20 protein-coding genes and 1 pseudogene are annotated in these 24,798 nt (G+C 59.3%); 12 read left to right on the top strand and 9 right to left on the bottom strand.

Annotated elements, in window-relative coordinates:
• The first annotated feature begins 386 nt into the window (after positions 1 to 386).
• On the top strand, positions 387 to 1,700 hold the full coding sequence (gene brnQ / locus OC445_RS17335; protein ID WP_003190014.1) for a branched-chain amino acid transport system II carrier protein: 1,314 nt from the start codon (positions 387 to 389) through the stop codon (positions 1,698 to 1,700).
• 90 nt (positions 1,701 to 1,790) lie between these two features.
• Here brnQ and OC445_RS17330 read toward each other — a convergent pair whose 3' ends face one another.
• Positions 1,791 to 5,552, bottom strand: coding sequence for a dermonecrotic toxin domain-containing protein (locus tag OC445_RS17330; RefSeq protein ID WP_262020230.1), 3,762 nt, complete (start codon positions 5,550 to 5,552; stop codon positions 1,791 to 1,793).
• Positions 5,553 to 5,768: 216 nt separating this feature from the next.
• On the opposite strand from OC445_RS17330, the gene OC445_RS17325 reads away from it, so the two are divergent.
• Complete coding sequence (locus tag OC445_RS17325) at positions 5,769 to 6,509, top strand: DUF599 domain-containing protein (RefSeq protein WP_034127195.1); 741 nt, start codon at positions 5,769 to 5,771, stop codon at positions 6,507 to 6,509.
• Positions 6,510 to 6,593: 84 nt separating this feature from the next.
• Here the strand turns inward: OC445_RS17325 and OC445_RS17320 are convergent, their stop codons facing one another.
• The gene (locus OC445_RS17320) at positions 6,594 to 6,851 is read right to left on the bottom strand and encodes a hypothetical protein (protein ID WP_034127196.1); all 258 of its coding nucleotides are present in this window, start codon (positions 6,849 to 6,851) and stop codon (positions 6,594 to 6,596) included.
• Positions 6,852 to 7,008: 157 nt separating this feature from the next.
• Between OC445_RS17320 and OC445_RS17315 the strand changes: the two genes are divergently transcribed.
• From OC445_RS17315 to OC445_RS17300, 4 genes are all read left to right on the top strand, one after another.
• The gene (locus OC445_RS17315; protein ID WP_014717736.1) at positions 7,009 to 7,485 is read left to right on the top strand and encodes a PaaI family thioesterase; all 477 of its coding nucleotides are present in this window, start codon (positions 7,009 to 7,011) and stop codon (positions 7,483 to 7,485) included.
• Entirely contained in the window at positions 7,482 to 7,934 is a 453-nt protein-coding gene (locus tag OC445_RS17310) for a PaaI family thioesterase (RefSeq protein ID WP_057976708.1), read from the top strand. Before OC445_RS17315 ends, OC445_RS17310 begins: the two co-directional genes overlap by 4 nt.
• Positions 7,935 to 8,023: 89 nt before the next feature.
• On the top strand, positions 8,024 to 9,928 hold the full coding sequence (gene htpG / locus OC445_RS17305) for a molecular chaperone HtpG (protein ID WP_262020229.1): 1,905 nt from the start codon (positions 8,024 to 8,026) through the stop codon (positions 9,926 to 9,928).
• Positions 9,929 to 10,128: 200 nt separating this feature from the next.
• Positions 10,129 to 10,857: a dienelactone hydrolase family protein gene (locus OC445_RS17300; protein WP_262020228.1), complete on the top strand. Its 729-nt coding sequence runs from the start codon at positions 10,129 to 10,131 to the stop codon at positions 10,855 to 10,857.
• Positions 10,858 to 10,956: 99 nt separating this feature from the next.
• Here OC445_RS17300 and OC445_RS17295 read toward each other — a convergent pair whose 3' ends face one another.
• Positions 10,957 to 11,823 (bottom strand): pirin family protein, encoded by an 867-nt coding sequence (locus tag OC445_RS17295; RefSeq protein ID WP_054920074.1) that lies wholly within the window; start codon positions 11,821 to 11,823, stop codon positions 10,957 to 10,959.
• Positions 11,824 to 11,885: 62 nt separating this feature from the next.
• Positions 11,886 to 12,302, bottom strand: coding sequence for an OsmC family protein (locus OC445_RS17290; RefSeq protein WP_034127200.1), 417 nt, complete (start codon positions 12,300 to 12,302; stop codon positions 11,886 to 11,888).
• 139 nt (positions 12,303 to 12,441) lie between these two features.
• Here OC445_RS17290 and OC445_RS17285 point away from each other — a divergent pair, with 139 nt between their 5' ends.
• The 3 genes and pseudogenes from OC445_RS17285 to OC445_RS27170 all read left to right on the top strand — a co-directional run bounded on the left by OC445_RS17285 (position 12,442) and on the right by OC445_RS27170 (position 15,186).
• Positions 12,442 to 13,464 (top strand): amidohydrolase family protein, encoded by a 1,023-nt coding sequence (locus OC445_RS17285; RefSeq protein ID WP_089042709.1) that lies wholly within the window; start codon positions 12,442 to 12,444, stop codon positions 13,462 to 13,464.
• 96 nt (positions 13,465 to 13,560) lie between these two features.
• Positions 13,561 to 14,331: pseudogene (locus OC445_RS27175) on the top strand (MCP four helix bundle domain-containing protein); the annotation flags it as partial.
• Positions 14,323 to 15,186 carry a methyl-accepting chemotaxis protein gene (locus OC445_RS27170; RefSeq protein ID WP_405647825.1) on the top strand — a complete coding sequence of 288 codons (864 nt, stop codon included), beginning with the start codon at positions 14,323 to 14,325 and terminating at the stop codon, positions 15,184 to 15,186. The pseudogene OC445_RS27175 and the gene OC445_RS27170, both read left to right, overlap by 9 nt.
• A 185-nt stretch (positions 15,187 to 15,371) precedes the next feature.
• Here the strand turns inward: OC445_RS27170 and fabB are convergent, their stop codons facing one another.
• The 5 genes from fabB to OC445_RS17255 form a co-directional block, all read right to left on the bottom strand.
• The gene (gene fabB / locus OC445_RS17275; RefSeq protein WP_197900608.1) at positions 15,372 to 16,592 is read right to left on the bottom strand and encodes a beta-ketoacyl-ACP synthase I; all 1,221 of its coding nucleotides are present in this window, start codon (positions 16,590 to 16,592) and stop codon (positions 15,372 to 15,374) included.
• 11 nt (positions 16,593 to 16,603) lie between these two features.
• Positions 16,604 to 17,119, bottom strand: a complete 516-nt coding sequence (gene fabA / locus OC445_RS17270) for a 3-hydroxyacyl-[acyl-carrier-protein] dehydratase FabA (RefSeq protein WP_003190035.1) — start codon at positions 17,117 to 17,119, stop codon at positions 16,604 to 16,606.
• Positions 17,120 to 17,368: 249 nt separating this feature from the next.
• The gene (locus OC445_RS17265; protein WP_054899022.1) at positions 17,369 to 19,270 is read right to left on the bottom strand and encodes an ATP-binding protein; all 1,902 of its coding nucleotides are present in this window, start codon (positions 19,268 to 19,270) and stop codon (positions 17,369 to 17,371) included.
• Complete coding sequence (locus OC445_RS17260; RefSeq protein WP_054899023.1) at positions 19,267 to 20,196, bottom strand: ABC transporter substrate-binding protein; 930 nt, start codon at positions 20,194 to 20,196, stop codon at positions 19,267 to 19,269. Before OC445_RS17260 ends, OC445_RS17265 begins: the two co-directional genes overlap by 4 nt.
• Position 20,197: 1 nt before the next feature.
• Positions 20,198 to 22,318 carry a TonB-dependent receptor plug domain-containing protein gene (locus tag OC445_RS17255; RefSeq protein WP_082423475.1) on the bottom strand — a complete coding sequence of 707 codons (2,121 nt, stop codon included), beginning with the start codon at positions 22,316 to 22,318 and terminating at the stop codon, positions 20,198 to 20,200.
• A 193-nt stretch (positions 22,319 to 22,511) separates the two neighbouring features.
• On the opposite strand from OC445_RS17255, the gene OC445_RS17250 reads away from it, so the two are divergent.
• The 3 genes from OC445_RS17250 to sixA are packed head-to-tail and all read left to right on the top strand — an operon-like array spanning position 22,512 to position 24,341.
• Positions 22,512 to 23,537, top strand: coding sequence for an NAD(P)H-dependent glycerol-3-phosphate dehydrogenase (locus OC445_RS17250; RefSeq protein ID WP_034127205.1), 1,026 nt, complete (start codon positions 22,512 to 22,514; stop codon positions 23,535 to 23,537).
• A gap of 10 nt (positions 23,538 to 23,547) precedes the next feature.
• Positions 23,548 to 23,895: a DUF4389 domain-containing protein gene (locus tag OC445_RS17245; protein ID WP_054899024.1), complete on the top strand. Its 348-nt coding sequence runs from the start codon at positions 23,548 to 23,550 to the stop codon at positions 23,893 to 23,895.
• Positions 23,892 to 24,341, top strand: coding sequence for a phosphohistidine phosphatase SixA (gene sixA, locus OC445_RS17240; protein ID WP_072448129.1), 450 nt, complete (start codon positions 23,892 to 23,894; stop codon positions 24,339 to 24,341). The genes OC445_RS17245 and sixA overlap by 4 nt, the downstream gene beginning before the upstream one ends.
• Positions 24,342 to 24,798: the final 457 nt, after the last annotated feature.

The raw sequence follows: 24,798 nt of genomic DNA, 5'->3' as shown, positions 1-24,798 counted from the left end.
CGGGTGGCCTTTGTGCATTCTGGATATAGCCAGATTGACGAATGTGCTCGGTTCAATGTCTGAGCTGGCTTGCCTGCGATACAGGCAACTGGGTGCATCAGCCAAACCGAGTCGATGCCATCGCAGGCAAGCCAGCTCCCACAGGGTTCTGTGTTGCCCAATTAAGTATGAAAACGCGACATTCAAATGTCGCTTATCGGACAGTTCGCCCCGCAACAGTGCGTTTGTCAGCCTGATTCTGTACTCTAGCCGCCTCTTTATGCGTCCGCGTCCCAAAAGGAAGCTGCGCGCTAGACCGGTCGGTCCCCACAAGGGCCGGCAGCATTTCCCTCATCCATAGGGAAGCCCTCTCTAAATTCCGATTCAGTAGTGTGGTATTTCCTCAAATGAAAGTGTTGAAAAGCCAGGATATCCTGGCGCTGGGCTTTATGACCTTTGCCCTGTTCGTGGGCGCCGGCAACATCATCTTCCCGCCTATCGTGGGTTTGCAGTCCGGGCCGCATGTGTGGATGGCGGCGCTGGGCTTCCTGATCACCGCAGTCGGTTTGCCGGTGGTCACCGTGATCGCCCTGGCCAAGGTCGGTGGTGGCATGGACGCGCTGAGCAGCCCGATTGGCAAGATTGCCGGTGGCCTGCTGGCGGCAGCGGCCTACCTGGCAGTGGGCCCGCTGTTTGCGACCCCACGCACCGCAACAGTATCGTTTGAAGTGGGCCTGGCGCCCTTGACCGGTGAAAGCCCGTTGGCGCTGTTCCTCTACAGCTCGGTGTATTTCCTGGTGGTGTTCTTTGTCTCCCTGTATCCAGGGCGACTGCTGGACACCGTGGGCCGTTTCCTGGCGCCGCTGAAGATCATCGCCCTGGCTATCCTCGGCATCGCTGCGTTTGCCTTGCCCGCCGGTGAGGTGGGGGTTGCCACGCCGGAATACGTTGCCGCGCCGTTCTCCCAAGGCTTTATCAATGGTTACCTGACCATGGATACCCTGGGCGCCCTGGTGTTCGGCATTGTGATCGTCAACGCTATCCGCTCCCGTGGCGTCGAGTCGCCCAAGCTGATCACCCGTTACGCGATCATTGCCGGGCTGATTGCCGGCGTGGGCCTGGCACTGGTGTACGTCAGCCTGTTCCGTCTGGGTTCGGGCAGCCATGCCGTGGCCGCGGGTGCCAGCAATGGCGCGGCGGTACTGCACGCCTATGTGCAATACACGTTCGGCTCCCTGGGTAGTGGTTTCCTCGCCGTGCTGATTTCCCTGGCATGCCTGGTGACCGCCGTGGGCCTGACCTGTGCCTGCGCCGAGTACTTCAGTAAGATCCTGCCGCTGTCCTACAAGACCCTGGTGGTGATCCTGGCACTGTTCTCGCTGTTTGTGTCCAACCTGGGCTTGACCAAACTCATTGCCTTCTCGATCCCGGTGCTGACCGCGATCTACCCGCCGTGCATCGTGTTGGTGGCCTTGAGCTTCTGCAAAGGGTTCTGGCAGGAACAGGGCCGTATTGTCGGCCCGGTGATGCTGGTGTCGTTCATCTTTGGCTGCATCGACGCACTCAAGGGTGCGGGCCTGGCGGGTTGGATGCCTACGCAACTGGTAAACCTGCCGTTGAGCGAACAAGGCTTGGCGTGGCTGGTGCCGTCGGTGATGACGCTGGTCGTGGCCGTGGTGATTGACCGTATGCTGGGCAAGCGCAGCGAAGCGATCGCTTAAAACCTCTGACTTATACGCTGCAATTAAAAAGCCCCGGATCAAATGATCCGGGGCTTTTTTTGTACGCAGTGCCAAGCCAGGTTGCCTGTTTCAGGGTATCGGGAACTTGCTCTTTGTCGAATCCACTCCCATGTTCCTCAAATATTCCTGGGCGGGCCTTAAATCGCTTTTTTTGGGTAGATAGTGTCCAGAGACATCGGAAAGGTGGAATTTCCCGAAGGCGTCTTTCCTTATATAGCCTGCGCTGACTACCTTTTCTGATTGGCCACTGCCAGCACCGATTTCCGCGATTGCAGGATGTGATAACCATTTTGGCGGTGCACTTTTGTCGATAGTACCGATGATCAGTTGGTTGTCTTGAGTGAAGACGAACTTGCTGACTGTATCGGGTTTCAATACAACCTTCAGGTCATCCGGCTTTGTGATGCGAACCAGTTCCGCTCGGGCCGCTCGGGGGTTCAATGCCGCTCCGGCCAGATGCAGCTCGGCGTTCAGGTCACGAGCCCTGGTATTGACCAGCACTGCAAGTGGTTTTCGAATGGGCGGCTCTATTCGCGAACTGCCGGAGGTGGTGGAGCTGCTTGCAGGCACTAGGTTTTCCGCCGAGGAGGCAGAATGAGGCTGCGGTAGGGGGGCTAGCGTTTGAGGTAGTTTGGCGCCTCCCGGCAAACCGGTTAGCACCCATTCGCCGTTCCCTTTGTTCAAAAGCGTAGCCACCCGACGCTTTGTCTCGGGGTTTATAACGTTTACAAATCCTGATTCGAATTTGAACGCTGGGCTTATTTGATAGACCCTGCTCACGTCTGAGTTATCGGTGTAACGGATCAACCATTTTTCACCGACTTGTTGTGGCCCGGTGGCGCTGAGCGGTTTTCCTGCCAGTAGCTGATTATCCAGTGCGTGCGCGGCGAGGTCCCCACGGTTCTGTACAGGGTGGGCCGGGTTCGGCAATTGAGTCGGGATGCTTGAGGGGCGGCCGGCCGATATCGACGTACCCGGAACCGGTACGACGTGACCGCTTGGCGTACCGTTTGTACCTGCCGTGATTGTCAGTCGCTGTTGGAGCGTGCGCCCAGGGCTTCTGAACACTGGGCGCAACGGGGTCCTTTTGAGTAAAGGGATACCCGACGCAGCCATGGCGAAGTCGTTGTACACCGCCCCCCAGCGTCCCGGTTGGGTGAGGAGCTTGGGCAGGCTTTGTCCGGGTGTACGCAACGTTCTTAGCGCAGCCTTGGAGAGCCTGTTGGTGGCTGACATACCAGCGTTGACCGGGATGAGGCTTAGAACGAATTGGGCTATGTCTGCGGCGAACATTAATTTGTTGGCTGTGGATCGGGCCGATATCTCTGCGCTGGTTGTCATCCCAACCGACGCTCTCCCTCTGAGTAACCCCACCTCCTGCATGTACAGGTTTTCAGTGATGCTACCTTTGAACGGCTTCAGCCGGATGCCCGCTTCATGGTCGGCCGCGAATTTCTTGAGCCACGTGCCGAGCTGAGGCAAAAACAGGGTGTCGTGAATATTGTATCGATCAACAGGTGATACCCGCTGATCCATGTAGGACATCCACTCGGACGTGTTCAGCAGCGTGTTAAGTTGATCCTCGTCCACAATTTCTCTGAAAGGACGTCCGTCGGGAGCATCCGGGCTGTACAGCACCAGCGAGGGGTGGTTGGTCGGTTTGATGACCATCATGCCCTGGACGGGTTTGCCGTTCAGGACCACTCTATGCGAGACGATGGACGCACCATTCACGATTGGCCAGGTGGTGGAGTCGCTATGCTCAAGCGTCGCTTCGATCCATTGTTCGGCGATTTTTTGCCTGTTCAGATAGGCGTCGGGATCCAGGCTGGTGATGAACGCGTCCTTGGCCATCCTTGCCTTCAGATGGTTTTTCCACGCGTCGGGCAGCACCCTGGCTTCGTCGGAGGTGGCAGTGGGGCTGAGTTTGTCATCCAGTAGTTTGAGGTATTTGCCGCCCACATCGGTTTGGCTGATCAGGTCCTCGAGAAACGGCTTATCCAGGGTCAGCAGGTATTTTCCATTGGCACTTACGACGCGAGCGGCCCAGGTGCTCGTCGGCGAGCGTTCATGCCATGGCGTTGTGTTCATGAGCGTCAGGTCGGTAAGCGATCGGGTGTGGATCTTCGGCTTTGGTGCGTTTGCGGAACCTAAAAGGCCGCGATTGCTCGACTGCTGTGTGGTCATCTGAACCATCACGTGGTCAGGGTCTATTTCCTCGTGCCGGTAGCGGTCCGGCAGCTTGGCTTTCAACGCCTGGGCCAGCAACTGTTTGGCGAAAATGTTGGGGGCCGGGATGTTTGCCAATAGCGCTTGCAAGTGCGTAAGGCTTGTATCCTGTGCTTCCTCCAGCTCCCTATAGCTCGTTTCTTGTTGGGGAGTCAGTTCTTTAAGCCATTGTGGCTGCAGTTTGTTGTGCAGTTGCTCATTGCGTGCGAGCAGGGCATTACTGCCATCGAAATGCAGTGAAAGATCCGCTGCATCATTGATGGTTTCGACAGTTTGGGCAGAGAGCAACGACGGTGTGCGAGAGGAGCCAGCTTCGGCTTGCGCTTGGGCGAACCCGGCCTGCATGGTTTCATTGACCTCGTCAGCCTGTCGCTGCAACAACTGGGGAAAGGTTTGTGCCACTACGTCGCCGCAGACGGGGGCGAATCCCAGCATTAAATCATCACCCCACGGAGGGTTTCGACTGTGCTCTACCGACACCGGTAGACTTTTGAGTAGCAGGTTGGCCTTCTCGTCATCATTATCGATTCTCTGCATCAATGCTTCGCGGGCTTTGCCAGGGCTCGCGAACTCCTCGAAACCGTCCCCGGGGGTATAAAGCACTACAGGCCCGGTGGTGTCATCCAGCCCGATATTACGGGTGTCACTTGCGGTGTAAGGTGCCTCGGCCGACGAGCCGTCGCTGCGAGTGATAAGAAAACAACCGGCTAAAAATGCGCCGTTGGCGGAGTTGTCATCTATCCGGATCGGATACACCCCAGGCCGATCCCCTGCGGGAAGTTCGCACTCGCGTGCTTCAAGGGTGGGGTACTGAAAGGCGGTGTCGATCAGCTTTTTGCCAGCCTCGCTGAGGGTTCCGTCTTCAACCCGCAGGGCTGCCTCGGTGGAAAGCATTTGCCGATGCAGGGCGAGCAGTTGGGCTGATCGTGATGGCTGCTTGGGGGAGCCTACGGGTGATCTTTTCCAGTAGCTACTGAGCGCGCCTGAAAAGCGGGTTGCGATATCGTGTGCAAGCGTCAGCAGGGAACCCTGATGCTCCAACCTGGTTTGGGGAGCACCCGCAGGTCCGTCAATGTAAAAGCCCGTTTGTATGTCGGCACTGTGCTCTTCAGTGTTGGGCGTGCCAGTGACGGCGTTTATGTGGACTTGCGCGACTTTTTCGAGCAATGCCTCCGATAAGATTTGCGTAGAAATCAGCACGGGCTCTGCCGGCGGCTGTTTTCGATAGGTGTTGACGTGGATAATGTTCGGGTCGATTGATGTGAGCTGGGGAAAGGCTTTTTTCAACTGAGCCTGGGTGAAGCGTTGGAATGTCATCTGCTGACTGAGTAAATCAATAATTTTCTGGTTGTACGCCTGATGCTGCTCAATCAATTGGGATTGCGCGGCGACTGCGTTCGGCCCTGTATCATTGGCAACGACTGGCTTTATGCCGGCTACCTGGATTTTGATCCGATCATCCGTGTCCAGTCCCAACGGCTTGGGTTGAGGGTGATGCGATAAAGGTGGGTGTTGCGTTGTCGATTCAGAGGCTGTGTCCACGGACAGTTGGATCGCTTGCGGCGCAGGTGTTTGGCTGACAGAGAGAGACGTTGAGCGCATTTAACATCCTAAGGATAGATATGCAGTTCCTTCCGCCTGAGAAATGATCGAGGCTTCGTGCCTTGTGGCCAACTAAGTGATTGGTGGCGTCCTATTGGTTCCGAGGCCGAACTCATGTACATCTGGAAACAGGAATTCTCATAAAAGACAGGTAGTACGGTCGGGGTTTTGATATTTGTTGCACAACTCACCGGGCTCACATTTAGAAGGACCCGCATGTCGTTCGTCGAAACCAATCAAGTCCACCTGCTTGCCGCCCTGTGGTTCATCCTGTGCTGGGGTGGCTATACCCGTTACGCCACTTGGAAAGCTCGAGATACGGCCTGCCTGGCCAGCGTGTTGCACCTGTACCGTGAAGACTGGATGCGCCGCATGCTGTTGCGCGATAACCGCATCGCCGATGCCAGCGTGATCGGCAACCTGGAGCGTAATGCCTCGTTCTTTGCCTCCAGTACCTTGATCATCCTTGCGGGTATCCTGACCGTGCTCGGTGCTTCGGAGCGGGCGGTGTCGTTGCTGGCAGACATTCCGATGGTGCAGCAGGCGTCCCAGGGCATGTCGGAGGTCAAGTTGCTGTGCCTGGCCCTGGTATTCGTCTATGCGTTTTTTACTTTCAGCTGGTGCATGCGTCAGTACAACTTCGCGGCGGTGCTGGTGGGCTCGGCGCCGATGATTGGTGAACGACATGTGTCGGAGCAGGAGCGCAATGCATTTGCCTTGCGGGCGGCGCGGGTGATTTCGATGGCGGCCAACCAGTTCAACTTTGGCCTGCGTGCGTATTACTTCGGCATGACCATGCTGGCCTGGTTTGTCAGCCCCTGGTTGTTCATGTTGATGAGCAGCGGGGTGGTGCTGGTGCTGTACCGCCGCGAGTTCCATTCCGATGTATTGCAGGTGATGGTGTATACCCCGACCGATATGCCAGCAGTCGACGCTGTAAAAGAGGGCGCATCGTAGCGCTGGCAGTAAATCGCAGACAAAGAAAAGCCCGCTTAGTCAGCGGGCTTTCTTTTTGCTGCAATACAGCTTCAAACCCTGCGATTACTGCTTGGCAGGTTCTGCAGGTGCGGCAGGTGCAGCTTCTTTTGCAGCAGCTTCGTTCGATTCGGCCTGAGCTTTGGCAGCTTCGGCGTTTTCTTTCGCAGCGTCGTTCACTTTATCCTGTGCTTTAGCCATATCTTGCTGAGCTTGCTCAGCATGTGCAGCAGCGTCTTGGGCTTTGTCTTCGGATTTCTTGTCGCAGGCAGCCAGACCGAGAGCAGCGGCCAGCATCATGGAAATAGCTAATGTCTTACGCATGGGGTGTTTCTCCTTATTGAAGATATCTACTGGCCTTTCGAACCCAAGGGGCCAGCATTAGTTCCTTATGTCCCACAGATATATAGCATGTTTCGTACAGGAACTTTACCCAGTCATTCCAATCCGCCGAATTCACACTAATAAGAGTCTAAAAACAATGACCGTAAACCCTTTGTTGGAGCGTGCCGTGCGCTTCGTTTCGGCCCTGCGCCATTGCCAGGTGCTGGGTGTGGCGGTGCATGAAGCCAGCGAGGAGGGCATGACCCTCGTACTGCCTTATGGGCCGCATATTGTCGGTGATCCCCTGACCGGGGTGATCCACGGCGGCGCGCTGACCTCCTTGATGGACACCGCTTGCGGCATGGCGACCCTGTGCGTATTGCCCGAGTTCGAGGTGTGCCCCACCCTGGACCTGCGTATCGACTACATGCATCCCGCCGAACCCCATAAGCCGGTGTATGGCTTCGCGCAATGCTACCGGGTCACCACCGACGTGATCTTCACCCGTGGCGTTGCCTATCAGGATGACCCGCAACAACCTATCGCCCATGTGGTAGGCACGTTCATGCGCATGGGCAAGCGCCTCAAAGGCACTCAAGGCTTGGGCACTGTCATCAAGGGAGAACAGGCATGAGGCATCGGTTCAAGACGCGCCTGGAGCAAGCCCTCGACCGTGGCAACTACGATGCGCTGCTCGAGCTGGTGCCCTATGCCAGGCTGATCGGCATCGAATGCACCCGCCTGGGGGATGAGTTGCTGTTTCGCCTGCCGGCCAGCAAGGACAATATTGGTAACCCCATATTGCCAGCGTTGCATGGCGGGGTGATCGCCGGCTTCATGGAGCTGGCAGCCGCCATGCACCTGCTGGTGTTCACTGGCGCTCCGGGCCTGCCGAAAATCATCGACTTCTCCCTGGATTACCTGCGCGCCGGCCAGTTTCGGGACACCTATGCCAAGTGTCAGGTATGGCGCCAGGGCCGGCGCGTGGCCAACGTGGCGATTACCGCTTGGCAGAGCACGCCGGCCGAACCGATCGCCACTGCCCGGGCACATTTCAAAATTGAGGAATTGGTCCGCCCTTGAAATCCTGGTCTTAGTCCCCAACTTTGATGACAACCCGCCGCCAACCCTCAAGGGCGCGGCCACTGCCATCCAATTGGAGTTTGATGACCATGAGTGTGGAAACTCAAAAGGAAACCCTGGGCTTCCAGACCGAGGTGAAGCAACTGCTGCACCTCATGATCCATTCGCTGTATTCCAACAAGGAAATTTTCCTTCGCGAATTGATCTCGAACGCCTCTGACGCTGTCGATAAATTACGTTTCGAAGCCCTGTCCAAGCCCGAGTTGCTGGAAGGCGGCGCGGAACTCAAGATCCGTGTGAGCTACGACAAAGACGCCAAGACCGTCACCCTCGAAGACAACGGTATCGGCATGAGCCGTGACGATGCGATCACCCACCTGGGGACCATCGCCAAGTCCGGCACCGCAGATTTCATGAAGAACCTGTCGGGCGACCAGAAAAAAGACTCTCACCTGATCGGCCAATTCGGCGTGGGCTTCTATTCGGCCTTCATCGTCGCCGACAAGGTTGAAGTATTCAGCCGCCGCGCCGGCCTTGACGCCAGCGAAGGCGTGCACTGGGCTTCCAAGGGCGAGGGCGAATTTGAAATCGCCACTATCGACAAGGCTGACCGTGGTACGCGCATCGTGCTGCACCTGAAAGCCGGTGAAGACGAATTCGCCGATGGCTGGCGTCTGCGCAACATCATCAAGAAGTACTCCGACCACATCGCGTTGCCGATCGAGTTGCCCAAGGAACAGACCGTTGCCGAAGGCGAAGAAGCCTCTGCGGTGGAGTGGGAAACCGTCAACCGCGCCAGCGCCCTGTGGACCCGTCCGCGTACCGAGATCAAGGACGAGGAATACCAGGAGTTCTACAAGCACATCGGGCACGACTACGAGAACCCGCTGAGCTGGAGCCACAACAAGGTTGAAGGCAAGCTCGAATACAGCTCGCTGCTCTACGTACCGGCCCGTGCTCCGTTCGACCTGTACCAGCGCGAGGCGCCAAAAGGCCTGAAGCTGTACGTGCAGCGCGTGTTCGTAATGGACCAGGCGGAATCCTTCCTGCCGCTGTACCTGCGCTTTATCAAAGGTGTGGTCGACTCCAACGACCTGTCGCTGAACGTGTCGCGGGAAATCCTGCAGAAAGACCCGATCATCGACTCCATGAAGTCGGCGCTGACCAAGCGCGTACTCGACATGCTGGAAAAGCTGGCGAAGAACGAGCCTGAGCAATACAAGAGCTTCTGGAAAAACTTCGGCCAGGTCATGAAAGAAGGCCCGGCGGAAGATTTTGCCAACAAGGAAAAAATCGCCGGTTTGCTGCGTTTTGCCTCGACTCAAGGCGAAGACGGCGAGCAGGTTGTGTCCCTGGCTGACTACCTGGCACGTGCCAAGGAAGGTCAGGACAAGATCTACTACCTGACCGGCGAAACCTACGCCCAGGTCAAGAACAGCCCGCACCTGGAAGTCTTCCGCAAGAAAGGCATCGAAGTGCTGCTGCTGACCGACCGTATCGATGAGTGGCTGATGAGCTACCTCACCGAGTTCGACGGCAAAACCTTCGTCGACGTGGCCCGTGGTGACCTGGACCTGGGTAACCTGGACTCCGAAGAAGAGAAGAAAGAAGCCGAAGAAGTCGCCAAGTCCAAAGAGGGCCTGGTTGAGCGCATCAAGGCTTCCCTGGGCGAAGCGGTGAGTGAAGTGCGGGTTTCCCACCGCCTGACCGATTCCCCGGCGATCCTGGCTATCGGCGAGCAGGACCTGGGTATGCAGATGCGCCAGATCCTCGAAGCCAGCGGCCAGAAAGTGCCGGATTCCAAGCCCATCTTCGAATTCAACCCGTCTCACCCGCTGATCGAGAAACTCGATGGCGAGCAGAGCGAAGAGCGGTTTGGCGACCTGTCGCACATCCTCTTCGACCAGGCCGCCCTGGCAGCCGGCGACAGCTTGAAGGACCCGGCCGCGTATGTGCGTCGACTGAACAAGCTGTTGGTTGAATTGTCGGTTTAACACCGTTGTAGAAAAACCCGCTTCGGCGGGTTTTTTCGTTCTGGCTCTACTGTAGGAGCGAGCTTGCTCGCGAAGAACGTCAACGATAACGCGCAAATGCTGAATGAGCGCGGTGATCTCACGTTTTTCGCGAGCAAGAACTAGGCGTCCCCCTCGCTCCTACAGGGAGCATCGTCAATCCATCTGAATTGGAGAAAATGATGAGCCAAGTCACTGTACGTTCCGTGGTCTATCAGATTGATGGCCAGTCTTATGAAAGCCGTCTGGCATTCGATGCCAGCCACAAGGGCCCGTTGCCGGGACTGCTGATGGCGCCGAACTGGATGGGCGTGAGTGCGGGGGCCGAAGAGATTGCGAAGGCCGTTGCTGGCAAGGGCTACGTGGTGCTGATTGCCGACCTCTACGGGCAAAACGTACGTCCTTCAAATGGCGATGAAGCGGGCGCGGCGATGATGCCGTTGAAGAATGATCGCCCGTTGCTGAACAAGCGCATGCAAGCCGCCTTCGAGCAACTGCAAGGCCAGGTTGAAGCCGCGGTGGACACGTCCAAACTGGCCACCTTCGGCTTCTGCTTTGGCGGTTGCTGCTCCCTGGAACTGGCCCGTACCGGCGCGCCGCTGAAGGCTGCCGTGTCGTTCCATGGCACTCTGGATACACCGAACCTCGCAGACGCGAAGAACATCAAGGGTTCAGTGCTGGTGCTGCATGGCGCCTCGGACCCGTTGGTGCCCAAAGAGCAACTGCCAGCGTTCGAAGATGAAATGAACGCGGCGGGTGTGGATTGGCAGTTGCTCAGCTACGGCGGCGCGGTGCATTCCTTCACCGACCCCCATGCCAATGTGCCGGGCAAGATGATGTACGACGCTAAGACCGCCGCACGGGCTTTCCAGTCGATGCATAACTTGTTGGATGAAGTGTTCAAGGGCTGATTTCTCAGCGCCTGATCGGACGCCATCGCAGGCAAGCCAGCTCCTACATTCTAAAATGTGTATACCCATCAAATGTGGGAGCTGGCTTGCCTGCGATAGCTATTTCACAGGCAACTCGATTCTTTCTGACTCCCCCGGCACAGTCGGCCAATCCCCAGCCGCCCAACGCTGTCTCGCCTGCTCGATCACAGCCGGGTCGCTCGCCACAAAATTCCAGTTGATCCGCCGTGGCCCATCCAGCGGTGCCCCGCCAAATACCATCAGGTGGCAATCACTCTCGGCATACAGAGTCATCTCCTGCCCAGTCGGCAATACCACCAAGCTGTTGACCTCCAGGGCTTCACCGTCCAATTGCACCTCACCCTCCAGCACATACACCGCGCGTTCCTCATGTTCATCAGGAATCAACAGGGTGGTGGCGGTTTGCATCTGTACTTCGGCATACAGCGTCGGCGACAGCACCGGCACCGGTGATCTGAGGCAAAAACCATCACCGGCGATCAAACGCACCTGCACGCCGAGGTTATCGCTTATCGGCAAACTTGCGGCTGGGTGATGGCTGTAGTGTCCGGGCCCGGTCTCGTGGTCCTTGGGCGAGGCCAGCCACACCTGCAGGCCATGCAGGTTGAAACCCCTGGCCTTGACCGCTTCAGGTGTGCGCTCGACGTGGGCAATCGCGCTGCCGGCGGTCATCCAGCTGACATCGCCGGCTTGCACCACCTGGTCCGAGCCAAGGCTGTCCTTGTGCTGCAAGGTGCCTTCAAACAGGTAGGTGAGGGTGGACAGGCCGATGTGGGGATGCTGGCGGATATTCATGCCGTTACCCGGTGCGTAGCGGGTCGGCAGCATATGATCGAAAAATACAAAGGGACCGACGCTGCGGCATTCACGTGAGGGCAGGGGCCGCAGGATAGGCTGGCCTTCTACATCTTCGGGGCGAGGGCGAATCACGGTGAGGGTGGTCATGGGCATCCCAGTCTGAGCGGGTTGGATGCTTTGAGCATAACCCGCTCGATGGGAAGTTGGGGCTATTGGCTGAAGGCGCCTTCCGACAATTTCGTCTCGATAGTGACTTCGGCGGTGGTCATCAGCTTATGTACCGGGCACTTATCGGCCACGCGATGCAGTTCATCGCGCTGGGCGTCGGTGAGTACGCCCTTGAGGGTCAGCTTGACGTTGAGTTTGTATTTACCCTTTTGCTCTTCGTCGCTGTCGTGAGTGACCTCCACGGTCACGCCGGTCAGCGGGATATCTTTTTTCTGCGCGTAGAGCCTTACGGTCAAGGCTTTGCACGACGCCAGCGCAGCATCGAAATAATCGTGGGGGGAGGGCGCCGAATCGTCACCGCCCAGGCTCTTGGGCAGGTCGGTAAACAGCTCGTGATTATTGATATTCACGCTGTGACGGAAGTTTTCAGCGTTCAGCGTATTAACGGTAACAGGCATGGCAAACCTCATAAGGGCGCAGGATGAAGGTCATGCAGTTATAGAGCATGCTGGCACCCCAGTGTTCCGGTTTTTTCCATGCTGAACCCTGAAGGCTGGCGCAAGGTCTACCCGTATCAACCCTTATTGAGGTTTTACCGTGTCTGGAGCCCGCCTGAGTCTTGCCTTGTTGCTCGCCGCCAGCAGCCTTGTCGTGCAGGCCCGTGACTATGCCTACAGCGACGCGCACCTGCACTACGTTGATTTTTTCCAGGAAACCGCCGGCATGGACAAGCTGCTCAAGGCCATGGCGGACAACCGTATTGAGCACGTCATGATTTCCGGGATTCCCGTGGCCAAGAAATGGCACGAAGACGAGCCCAAGCGCCCGCGCTACTACGCCGGTGACGACGCCGATGCCTATTGGTACAGCGCCACGGATGTGATCGTCGCGGCGGCTGTCAATAAACTTTCCCCCGAGCAACGCCAGTACTTTCATCCCTTCCTCGCCGGTTTCAATCCCAACGACAAAAACTCCGCCGCCCACATCCAGCGTATGCTCGACCTCAACCCAGGGCTGTGGCAGGGCATTGGTGAAGTGTTCACCCGGCACGATGACCTTACCGCCCTGACCTCCGGTGACACCCCGCGCGCCAATAACGAAGCCATGACGCGCATCTATCACCTGGCGGCCGAAAACGACCTGCCGGTGATGCTGCACTCCAACATCACCTCCAAACGTGAGCGCAACCCGCTGTACCTGGCGGAAGTCGAGCAGCCGTTACGCAATCACCCGCACACGCGTTTTATCTGGGCCCATGCCGGTACCAGCAAGGAAATTCACCGTCATCAGGTGCAGATGGACTTTTTGTTGCCTACCCTGACGCGCCTGCTTGAGGCGTACCCCAACCTGTATATCGACCTGTCCTGGAGCATGCTCACGCCCTATCTGCTGGATGACGCCGGCAAGCCACGGTCGCAATGGGTTGCGCTGGTGGAGCGCTTCCCGGATCGCTTCATGCTCGGCTCCGATGTTGTGGGGCGCTTCAATAAGTTGGGCAAGGAGATGCGCCGTTTCGATCCTTTCCTCGATGCGTTGCCCGAAGACGTTGCCCACAAGGTTGCGCGCGACAACTTCCTCGCCATCCTGCCCAAGCCGCATCGCGATGGCGACGCGCCTTGATATCGCGTTTTGATCTTACGCCAATGACCTGAGGTGCCGATAACGTCCAAGAGACCCGCTGCAGGTGGATGCAGTACTTTTGGAAGGAACCCTGGCATGAATATCCGCAGTTTGAATATCGCCCCTCGCGCCGGCCTGGGCTTTGGTGTGCTGGCGTTGATGGTGTTCGTCTTGGGCGGCTTTGCCCTGTTGCAGATGGCCAATATGCGCCAGCAGTCGGACCAGGTGGAGACCAACTGGCTGCCCAGCGTGATGGCGGTGGGGGAGATGAACCAGGATGTGTTGCGCATTCGGGCGCTGACGTTGCGCTTGCTGGTCAACCGCGACCCCCAGGCGGTGGCGCAGAACGAGCAGAAAATTGCCGAAATAAAAACCGGTTTGCACCACGCTGAAGGCGTGTACGAGGCATTGATCGTCTTGCCTGAGGAGCGCGTGCTGTTTGATCGCTTCAAGGTCGAGGAGCAGCAGTACCTGCAACGCCAGGAGCAGGTGGTGGGCTTATCCAAGGCCAATCGGCTGGAGGAGGCCATTGCGGTGGTCAATGGCGAAATGAATCAGATGGCTGACCAGATGGCCGTGACGCTGCGTGACTTGGTCAATCTGAACAAGTCCAGCGCCAACGAGGCCGCCCGGCTGGCACAGCAGGTGTTCAGCCAGTCGCGGGTCTGGGTGATGACCATGATTGGCGCCACGGCGTTGGTCACGATTGGCCTGGCGGTGTGGCTGACACGCAGCATCGTGCTGCCGCTGGCACAGTCGTTGAAAGTGGCCCAGGGCGTTGCCAGTGGCGACTTGACGGGCGACATCAGGCTCAGTGGCAGCGACGAGCCGGCGCGCTTGCAACAGGCGCTCAAGCGCATGCAGGAGAGCTTGCGCGACACTATCCGGCGCATATCAGAATCGTCGAACCAATTGGCGTCGGCTTCCGAAGAGCTCAGTTGCGTCACCGAGGATGCGACCCGTGGTTTACACCAGCAGAACCAGGAAATCGAACAGGCGGCCACGGCAGTCAATCAGATGACGGTGGCGGTGGAGGAGGTGGCGAGCAATGCCGTGGCCACGTCCCAGGCATCTCGCGAATCCGACCGGATTGCCCAGCAAGGGCGTGAGCAGGTGCAGCAGACGGTGGTGTCGATTGAAGCCCTCGCGACCGATGTGACCGCCAATGTGACCCAGGTCGAAGCGCTGGCGCAAAAGGTCTATGGCATCAGCACAGTGCTGGATGTGATTCGCTCGATTGCCGAGCAAACCAACTTGCTGGCACTGAACGCGGCGATTGAAGCGGCGCGAGCGGGGGATGCCGGGCGCGGGTTTGCGGTGGTAGCCGATGAAGTGCGGGCCTTGGCCCATCGCACGCAACAGTCGACCCAGGAAATCGAGCAGATGATCAGCGGGATTCAGCAGGGCACCGACCAGGCTGTCAGCTCGATGCAGCAGAGCAATACACGGGCGCGCTCTACATTGGATCTCGCCAAATCGGCGGGCATGGCCCTGGAAGAGATTGCCTCGGCATTCACCTTGATCAACGAACGCAACCTCGTGATTGCCAGCGCGTCGGAGCAGCAGGCGGCGGTGGCTCGGGAGGTGGATCGTAACCTGATGAATATCCGCGACCTCGCGCACCAGACATCGACCGGGGCCAACCAGACCAGTGCAGCGAGTCAGGAGTTGTCGCGGTTGGCGGTGGATCTGAATTCGATGGTGGCGCGGTTTTCGGTGTAGGGCGGGGAACCGGGTTGGCCCAGCCGCAGGCAAGCCAGCTCCCACACTGGACCGTATTCCTCCAGGATGAACGCGGTCGAATGTGGGAGCTGGCTTGCCTGCGATGAAGGCGACGCGGTTTCAAATCAAACGCAAAAAAAAGCCCCGAACCAGTCGGGGCTTTTTCGTGTGATCAACCTGCGGGCTTACTTGCCCTGCCAGCGCTTGAGTACCAAGGTGGCATTGGTGCCACCAAAACCAAAGCTGTTGCTCATCACGGTGTCGATCTTGGCGTTTTCAACGGTCTTGGTCAGGATCGGCATATCAGCCACAACCGGATCAATCTCGTCGATGTTGGCCGAGCCGGCCATGAAGTTGCCTTCCATCATCAGCAGGCAATAGATCGCTTCGTGAACGCCAGCGGCGCCCAGGGAGTGACCCGACAGGCTCTTGGTGGAGCTGATTTTCGGAGCCTTGTCGCCAAATACCGCACGCACGCCTTCCATTTCCTTGGCATCGCCGACCGGGGTCGAGGTGCCGTGGGTGTTCAGGTAGTCGATTGGGGTGTCGACGGTGGACATTGCCATCTGCATGCAGCGGATGGCGCCTTCACCGCTTGGCGCAACCATGTCGTAGCCGTCGGACGTCGCGCCGTAGCCAACGATTTCCGCGTAGATCTTCGCGCCACGGGCCAGGGCGTGTTCCAGCTCCTCGACCACCACCATGCCACCACCGCCGGCGATGACGAAACCGTCACGCTTGGCGTCGTAAGCGCGGGAGGCTTTTTCCGGGGTTTCGTTGTACTGGGTGGACAATGCGCCCATGGCGTCGAACAGGAACGACTGGCTCCAATGCTCTTCTTCACCGCCGCCGGCAAATACGATGTCCTGCTTGCCCAGTTGGATCTGCTCAACGGCAGTCCCGATGCAGTGGGCGCTGGTGGCGCATGCGGAGGAGATCGAGTAGTTCACGCCCTTGATCTGGAATGGCGTAGCCAGGCAGGCGGAAACGGTGCTGCCCATGGTCCGCGTGACACGATAAGGGCCGACGCGCTTCACGCCTTTTTCGCGCAGGATGTCCAGCGCTTCCATTTGGTTGAGGGTCGATGCGCCGCCGGAGCCGGCGATCAGGCCGGTGCGTACGTTCGAAACCTGGTCTTCGCCCAGGCCGGAGTCGGCGATCGCGTCTTTCATGGCCAGGTAGGCGTAGGCGGCAGCGTGGCCGACGAAGCGATAGATCTTGCGATCGATCAGTTCTTCGAGGGGCAGGTCAATGGAGCCGGAAACCTGGCTACGCAGACCCATTTCGGCATATTCCGGGTTGAAGCGGATGCCAGGGCGACTTGCACGCAGGTTAGCGGTGACGGTCTCTTTGTCATTGCCCAGGCAAGAAACGATGCCCAGACCAGTGATAACGACGCGGCGCATGCGGATAACCCTTAAAAGTTGTCAGTGGAAGTAAATACGCCGACCCGAAGGCCTTCGGCAGTATAGATCTCGCGACCGTCGACAGTCACCGAACCGTCGGCGATGGCCAGGTTCAGCTTGCCCTTGAGGACGCGCTTGATTTGAATGTTGTAGGTGACTTTCTTGGCGCTCGGCAGTACCTGGCCAAAGAACTTCACTTCGCCCGAACCCAGGGCGCGACCGCGGCCCGGCAGGCCTTGCCAGCCCAGGTAGAAGCCAACCAGTTGCCACATGGCGTCAAGGCCCAGGCAACCTGGCATCACAGGGTCGCCTTCGAAGTGGCAAGCGAAGAACCACAGGTCAGGGGTGATATCCAGCTCGGCGACCAATTCACCTTTGCCGTACTTGCCACCCTCTTCGCTGATATGGGTGATGCGATCCACCATCAGCATGTTCGGGGCGGGCAGTTGCGCGTTACCTGGGCCGAACAGCTCACCGCGACTGCAGCGCAGCAGGTCTTCCCGAGTAAAGGCGTTTTGTTTGGTCATGCGAGCTCCTCAATAATCCCATGCGGCAGGGTAGGGCAAATCTTCCCGAACCGAATGAAGCGTTCATGCCTCATAGCGGCAGCCTACACATAGACTATTGCGTTGTAGTGAAAGTCACAGCGGCAAGGCACTGAATGTACACTTGTTCACTGAAATTTTAAACCGGGCCTGTTTATCAGCCCGTTCGGGTGCCTAAGACTGCCGCACTTTCGTCTTTCACGCCAGTCGCAGTTGGCTGATGGCGCGGCGCTATTGCACCCAGCGCTGCAGGATTTGCTGCAAATCCGTGCGTTTGAACGGCTTGGCCAGGTAATCGTTCATTCCGGCTGCCAGGCAGGCTTCGCGATCGCCCTGCAAGGCGTTGGCCGTCAGGGCGATGATCGGCAGATCGGCGCAACCGGGCAGTTGGCGAATCTGCCGTGTGGCTTCGTAGCCGTCGATCAAGGGCAGGCGACAATCCATCAGGATAGCGGTGAAAATCAGGCTCTCGGCGCTGCGGATCGCCTCGGCGCCGTCCGTGGCCAGGCTGACTTCAAAACCCAGGCTGCGCAGCATCGCTTCGACCACGGTGCGGTTGACCGGGTTGTCCTCTACCAACAGCACGTGGCGCCCATCGCCGGCGCTGGCTTTGCCAAGCGCGTCAGGTGCGGTGACCGGGGCATGCTGCTGGTCAATGGCCAGCGGAATCTCCAAGGTGAACACTGAACCTCGACCTTCTTCGCTCTGGGCGCGCAAGGTGCCACCCATACGTTCGGCCAGGGTGCGCGCAATCGGCAGGCCCAGGCCCGTGCCACCGTAACGCCTGGAAATGGAGCTGTCTGCCTGCTGGAATGCATCGAACATCAAATCCAGGCGTTCGGCGGAAATACCGATACCGCTGTCGCGTACGGTGCAGGTGAACCACACCAACTCATGGTCCAGGGTTTGCCAGTGGGGCTCCACGGTCACGCTGCCATGTTCGGTAAATTTCAATGCATTGCCGATCAGGTTCACCAGAATCTGGCGGATCCGCGTCGGGTCGCCGCGCACACGCAGAGCCTCCATGCCCATGGGAATGGGCAGTTCCAGGCTCAGCCCGCGCTGCTGGGCGCTGTGCTGGAAAGCCTGGGCGCAGCTGTTGATCAGATCGGCCAGGTTGAACGGAATATGTTCCAGTTCCAGGGCGGCGCGTTCAATGCGTGAAAAATCGAGGATGTCATTGATCACCTTGAGCAAATGCTCGGTGGACTCACACGCCAGCGCCGCGTACTCGGTCTGCTCCTCGGTCATCTCCGTGGTTTCCAGCAGTTGCAGCATGCCCAGCACGCCATTCATGGGCGTGCGCAGTTCGTGGCTCATCATCGCCAGAAAATCCGACTTGGCGTTGTTCGCCCGCTCGGCTTCTTCACGGGTCTGGATCAACTGCGCCATGGCTTGTTGCTGTTCGCGACTGGCCTGTTGAAGGCCCTCGGCCAGGTTGTTGATATGCCGCGAGAGGTCGCCCAATTCCGAGTCATCGACGATGGGCAGTGGCGTCTTGTAATCGCCTTGCTGGATGGCCTTGACCGCGTGCCCCATGGCGCTGATCGGCTGTGACAGGCTGGCCGACAAGCGTCGCGCCAGCAGGAAGGTAAACAGCAGGGCAAACAGCGCCAGGACCCCTGCCTTGAACAGGATTTCCTGCTGGCGCTGGCTGAAAGCGTCGTTGGACATACCCACAATCACTCGCCCCAGGTAGTCCGCGCGGGGTGCCTTGGGTTCGCTGAGGTTGTCCTGGAAAAAGTCATTGTTGAGCTGGATGTGTTGCAGGCGGATCGGTGCCTGGAACACCTTCACCGACAGCGAACGGTCATGCCGCTCGGACGGCTGCTCCACATACACCAAGATGTTCTCGGCGCTGTCCTGGATCTCCAGGAAGCGCACATGGGGTGTGGCCAAGGTCGCACGCAGCAGGGTTTCAAGCACATCGTTGTTGCCGGAAATCACGCCGTACTCAGTGGCAGGCGCCAGCTGGTTGGCGATCAATTGACCGGTGTGGTCCAGCTCCTGGCGCAAGTCCTGGATGCGCACGAAGGTGAAGAAGGTGATGAGCAGCAGGGTCAACAGCAGCGCGGGGCCCAGGGTAATGAGCTGGGTGCGGGTGTTGATATCCCAACGACGGCGCAAGGTCATGGGCGTTGTTCTCCTTCGGCCAGGCGGGCGGCAACGGCGATTTCATCGACCTGTTCGATGCCCAGTGAGCGCGCGACTTGTGGGTTGCCCACGACTTTGAAGTACTGCGGGTAGAGCGTGCTGGGCCAACTGGCCGGCGGCTGGTCCAGCAGTCGGTCCAGTACCGCGAGCCAGTCGGATTGATCGCTGTAGGTGCTGGCCAGGCTGCCGGCCCGCACAAACCCAGCGTTGGGCCCCACCAACGGCAGTTGTTGGGCGTAGCTGCTCAGCAACAGGTTTTTTACGGTCTTGGGGTTGTACAGCTGCGGATCGTCGAGGCCCAGTAGCACGTCGCTGTTTTTGAACAGGGTTTGCAGCGGGCGACTGTCGCTGGTGTTGTCCCATGGCTGGGGCATGATTTCCAGGCCCATGGGTTTGGCGAACTGGATCAGTTCGCGCAGCAGGAATTCGCTATCGACGCCGTACAGCACGCCGACGCGCCGGGCCTGGGGCAGGATATTGGCGATCAGGCGCAACTGACGTTCCAGCGGCGGGTCGCTCCATAGCAGACTGATTTTTGCCGGGTGGGAGTTGCCCAGGCGTTGTCGGGCCTGCAGGCGGCTGATGCGCAGCACCAGGGTTGGTGGCCCCTGAGCATCCTGCAGGCGCCAGTCCAGACCCGGCAGGTCAAGGAGAATCAGGCGGGTGCTGGCAGGCAGGTGACTGGGCGCTGGCAACTGCTTGAGTGGCGTGAAGCTGACCTGGTCTTCGGGGCGTTGTTGGGCAAGGGCCTGGGTAAAAGCGCGCACGCCGGCGCTGTCTTCGGCGGCCGTCAGCAGAATGTCGGCACTCCACGCCGGCGCTGTCAGCAACAGGCAGGCGAGCAGCAGGCCGCGGCGCCAAAACCGTGAAACCAACAAGAGGGTCATCCGTGACTGGTCGGCCATGTCAGAAGTCCAGCTCGGCGCTGAAGTAGAGAACGTGGCGATGGTCGTAGTTGTTGTCGGCCCAGGTGGTGGGCTGGTCATCCAGGCGTTGCTGCAACATGCCCGCCAGCTCCACATTGGCTTTGCCTACGGCAATGCGCTTGGCCACCCGCAGGTCGACCCGCTGGAAGCGATATTGGTTGAGTGCGTCGTCGCCATAGTAGAACAAGGCGCTGGACCAACCCTGGCCCCACTCACGCAGCCAACCGGCCGAGCCACTGTTACGCGCGGTTTGCGCTTTGTCCAGCGGGTTGCTGGAGGTGGCGTCTACATAAGCATAGGTCAGGCGCAGGCGGTCGGCGTCACTCACGCGCCAGTCGAACTGCGACTCGGCACCGCTAAAACGCGAGCTGTTGGCGTTGCTGGCGATGTATTGGTTGTTGCGCAGCGGCGAGCTGATCATGTCGGTGATTTCGTCATAGAACAGCTTCACGTCGACATTCAGCCCCAGCTCGGCAAAGAAGCCGTTGTAGCCCAGTTCGCGCGAACGCATCAACTCTTTGTCGAGGTTGCCAGGGCCGCGCGTCACGACAAAATATTGACCGGCGTTTTGCCCGTAGGTCGGGGAGCTGAGATTGGTGACGCGGTAGCTCCAATTGACGTTGTTCTCGAACATGTCCGGCGAGCGGATTGCCTCGGAGTACACCGCGCGCAAGCCGTGGCGAGGATTGATCAGGTAATTGACCGCCACACGCGGCGTGAGCGAGTTGCCGCTCAGGTGGGTGTCTTCGTACATGGCGCCACCTTGCAGCAGCCAGTGCTCGCTGGCGCGCCATTCCAGGTGGCCGAACAGGCGCCAGGTGGTGTCGTCCAGGGTGCCATTGAAGTAGGTTTCGGAGTCGGCGCGGTCATAGCGGTAATTCATACCGCTGACCAGGCGCAGGCTGTCGGAGAGGCTGAGCGTGTCCTGGATCTCCACGTCGTAGCGGCTTTCGCGGGTGCTCTGGTCGATATCGCCGCACACGCTTTGGTTGGCACCGTTGCGCCACTGGTCCAGCACCTGGTTGGCCAAGGCCTGTTCGGCGGCGTTACCCGGTGGGGCGGAGCCTTGGCTGTAGGTGTCCATGTGCCGTGCCAGCAATTCGGCATAGTTGGGGTTGAGCTGCCATAACTGGGTCAGTTCAGGGCTGAACGAGGCCTTGGCGTCACAGGCTTTCCAGATTTGCTTGCGGTCCCATTGCTGTGCCGAGCCCTGGATATACAGGCTGTGGTCGGGGTTGAAGTCGAAGTTCCAGCGCAGGGAGCCTGCGTAGTCCTTGGCGGTGACATCGGAATTAGTGCCGCCTTCGGTAATTCCGGCAAACACCGGGGTGTAGGTATAAGGGCGCTGGTTGGTGCCTTCCTTGACGTTCAGTTGCCAATCGAGACTTTGTTGCGCGTTCAAGGCCTGGCTCACCGCCAGGCTGAAACGGTTGAGGCGACGCCCGTCACGGCGGTCGGCGCCGACCGCGTCGCTGTCAAAACCATCGTCCTGTTGCCCGGACAGAGACAAGCGCAAATCGCCGGTCTCCCAGCCCACACCCTGGCTGGCATAGAAGTCATTGATGCCACGCTCGCCACGGATGACCTTTACCCGCGAGCCGTGACTGTTGGCTGGCGAGCGGGTGAGGATATTCACCACCGCCATCAGCGCATTGGCACCGTAGCTGACGGTGTTGGGGCCGCGAAAGACCTCGATGCGCTCGATGTCCTCCATGGCCACTGGGATATCGCTCCAATCCACCGTGGCCAGGCCGGCGCGGTAGACCGAGCGACCGTCGATCAGCACCTGCATGCGCCGTGCGTCACTGGCGCTGGTGCCATGGTAATTCACCGACGCCTGGTTGCCGCTGGTGTAGCCGACCATCATCCCCGGGACCAGCCGCAGCAGTTCCGAGATGTCCCGGGCACCGCTGGCCTTGATCAGCTCACTGTCGATCACCGTCATGCTGCCGGGCACGGCGGCGGCCGATTGCTTGAGACGCGTGGCGGTCAAGACCTGCGGCAGCGGCTGGCTGTCGAGGAACAGATCGTCGGCATGCGAGCAGGTAGCGCACAACAGCACCAACAACAATGATGAGCGAGGAGGAGGGCCCAGATACACGGCACGGCCTTGTTAATTGCGGATAGCCGCCCATGTTAACCGAGGTGCGGCTGTTTGCCAGTCGTCGGACTTGCATTTACTTCGCACGCCTCTGGCATTTTCTGACTCGCGCGAATTGATACGGGGGCTGGCCGCAAGCGGGGCGCCCCGTATAATGCCGCCATCGCCACTGGTATGGATTAACGGATTGCATATGACTGAACAGCGCCCTATTGCGGTCCTGGGAGGCGGAAGTTTTGGGACCGCCGTGGCTAACCTGCTGGCCGAGAACGGTCACGCGGTGCGCCAGTGGATGCGCGACCCCGAGCAGGCCGAAGCCATTCGCGTGCATCGCGAAAACCCTCGTTACCTTAAAGGTATCAAGATTCATCCCGCCGTCGAGCCGGTGACCGACCTGCTGGAAACCCTCACGGCCTGCGACCTGTGCTTTGTCGCGCTGCCTTCCAGCGCCTTGCGCTCGGTACTGGCGCCACACGCCGAACGCTTGGCCGGCAAGTTACTGGTCAGCCTGACCAAGGGCATCGAAGCCCACACCTTCAAGTTGATGAGTGAAATCCTCACCGAAATCGCCCCTCAGGCGCGCATTGGCGTGCTGTCCGGGCCAAACCTTGCGCGGGAAGTCGCCGAGCACGCGTTGACCGCCACCGTGGTCGCCAGTGAGGACGAGGCTTTGTGCGAGCGCGTCCAGGCCGTGTTGCACGGCCGTACCTTCCGGGTCTACGCCAGCGGCGATCGCTTCGGCGTCGAATTGGGCGGGGCCTTGAAAAACGTCTACGCGATCATTGCTGGCATGGCCGTGGCCCTGGGCATGGGCGAAAACACCAAGAGCATGCTGATTACCCGCGCACTGGCCGAGATGACACGTTTTGCGGTGAACCAGGGCGCCAACCCGATGACCTTCCTCGGCCTGGCGGGCGTAGGGGACTTGATCGTCACCTGTTCTTCGCCCAAAAGCCGCAACTACCAGGTCGGGTTCGCCTTGGGCCAAGGGCTGAGCCTGGAGGAAGCGGTGACGCGTCTGGGCGAAGTGGCCGAGGGGGTCAACACCCTCAAGGTCTTGAAGGCCAAGGCCCAGGAAGTGGGCGTGTACATGCCGCTGGTCGCCGGCCTGCATGCGATCCTGTTCGAAGGGCGCACCCTGAACCAGGTCATCGAGCTGCTGATGCGGGCCGAGCCCAAGACCGATGTCGACTTTATTTCCACCAGTGGTTTCAACTGAGGAACGCGTCATGAACGATCCCAAAGCTGCCCCCCCATACGAGTCGATTGTCTTGCGCATCCTGTGGATGCTGGTGTTTGCGCTGGTGTGGCAGGTAGCCCAATTCCTGCTCGGTGCGCTGGTGGTGGTGCAATTGGTTTACCGGCTGATCTACGGCGCACCGAACCTGGGCCTGATGAACTTTGGCGACAGCCTCAGCCAGTTCCTGGCGCAGATTGGCCGCTTCGGCAGCTTCCACACCGAACAAAAGCCCTGGCCGTTCGCCGATTGGCCAACCCCACGCGCCCCCGAAGGCGAAGCGGCCCACAGCGTACCGCCGGCACCGCACCCGGTACGTGATGAAGAGCCGAAGCTATGAAAGTATGGATTCTGCGTCACGGCGAGGCCCAAGCGCATGCGCGCACGGACGCCGAGCGCAACCTTACCGAGCATGGGCGTGCTGAAGTATTGCGCAGTGCTGCGCACCTGATTGGCCAGCCCTTGGGCGCCATCATTGCCAGCCCTTATGTTAGGGCGCAGCAGACGGCGCAGTTGGTGCGCGATGTGCTGGGGTTTGAGCCTGAGATCCGCACGGTGCCGTGGCTGACGCCCGATGGGCATGTCCAGCGAGTGCTGGAGAAACTCGACACCGATGACAACGTGCTGTTGGTTAGCCACCAACCGCTGGTGGGTAGCCTGATCAGTTTTCTGCAGCATGGGCATCAGCGCCAGCCACAGCCGATGTACACGGCCAGCCTGGCGGAGCTTGAGGGTGACTTTCCGTTGGCTGGCTTGATGAGTCTGGTGGATGTGAAGAATCCTTAGGCATCGTGCGACGCTGTGGCGAGGGAGCTTGCTCCCGCGACGGCCTGCCAGCCGGCGCCTATCTCGCTGACGCCTCGCGATCCAATTGTGGGAGCTGGCTTGCCTGCGATGACGGCCTGCCAGCCGGCGCTATCTTGCTGACGCCCCGCGATCCAATTGTGGGAGCTGGCTTGCCTGCGAAGGCGGCCTGCCAGCCGACGCCTATCTCGCTGACGCCCCAACGATTCCACTGTGGGAGCGGGCTTGCTCGCGAAGACGGCCTCACAGTCGACACCGTTATACCGAGTACATATCCATTCCTGCGGTAACGGCCACTTAGGGTTCCGCCCTGAACGGCGGGTCACTTTGGCAAAGCCGGAATGCCGGCCCAGCCCAAAGTAACCAAAGGGCTCTTGCCCCACCACTCGGCACCTCGCCCAGGCTCGGTGTGCCCGTAATCCGCCAGTGATTTGGGGGG

Source organism: Pseudomonas sp. Pse35 (genome assembly GCF_024519715.1).
Lineage (GTDB): Bacteria > Pseudomonadota > Gammaproteobacteria > Pseudomonadales > Pseudomonadaceae > Aquipseudomonas > Aquipseudomonas paracarnis.
This window is presented reverse-complemented; position numbering and strand designations above follow the sequence as displayed.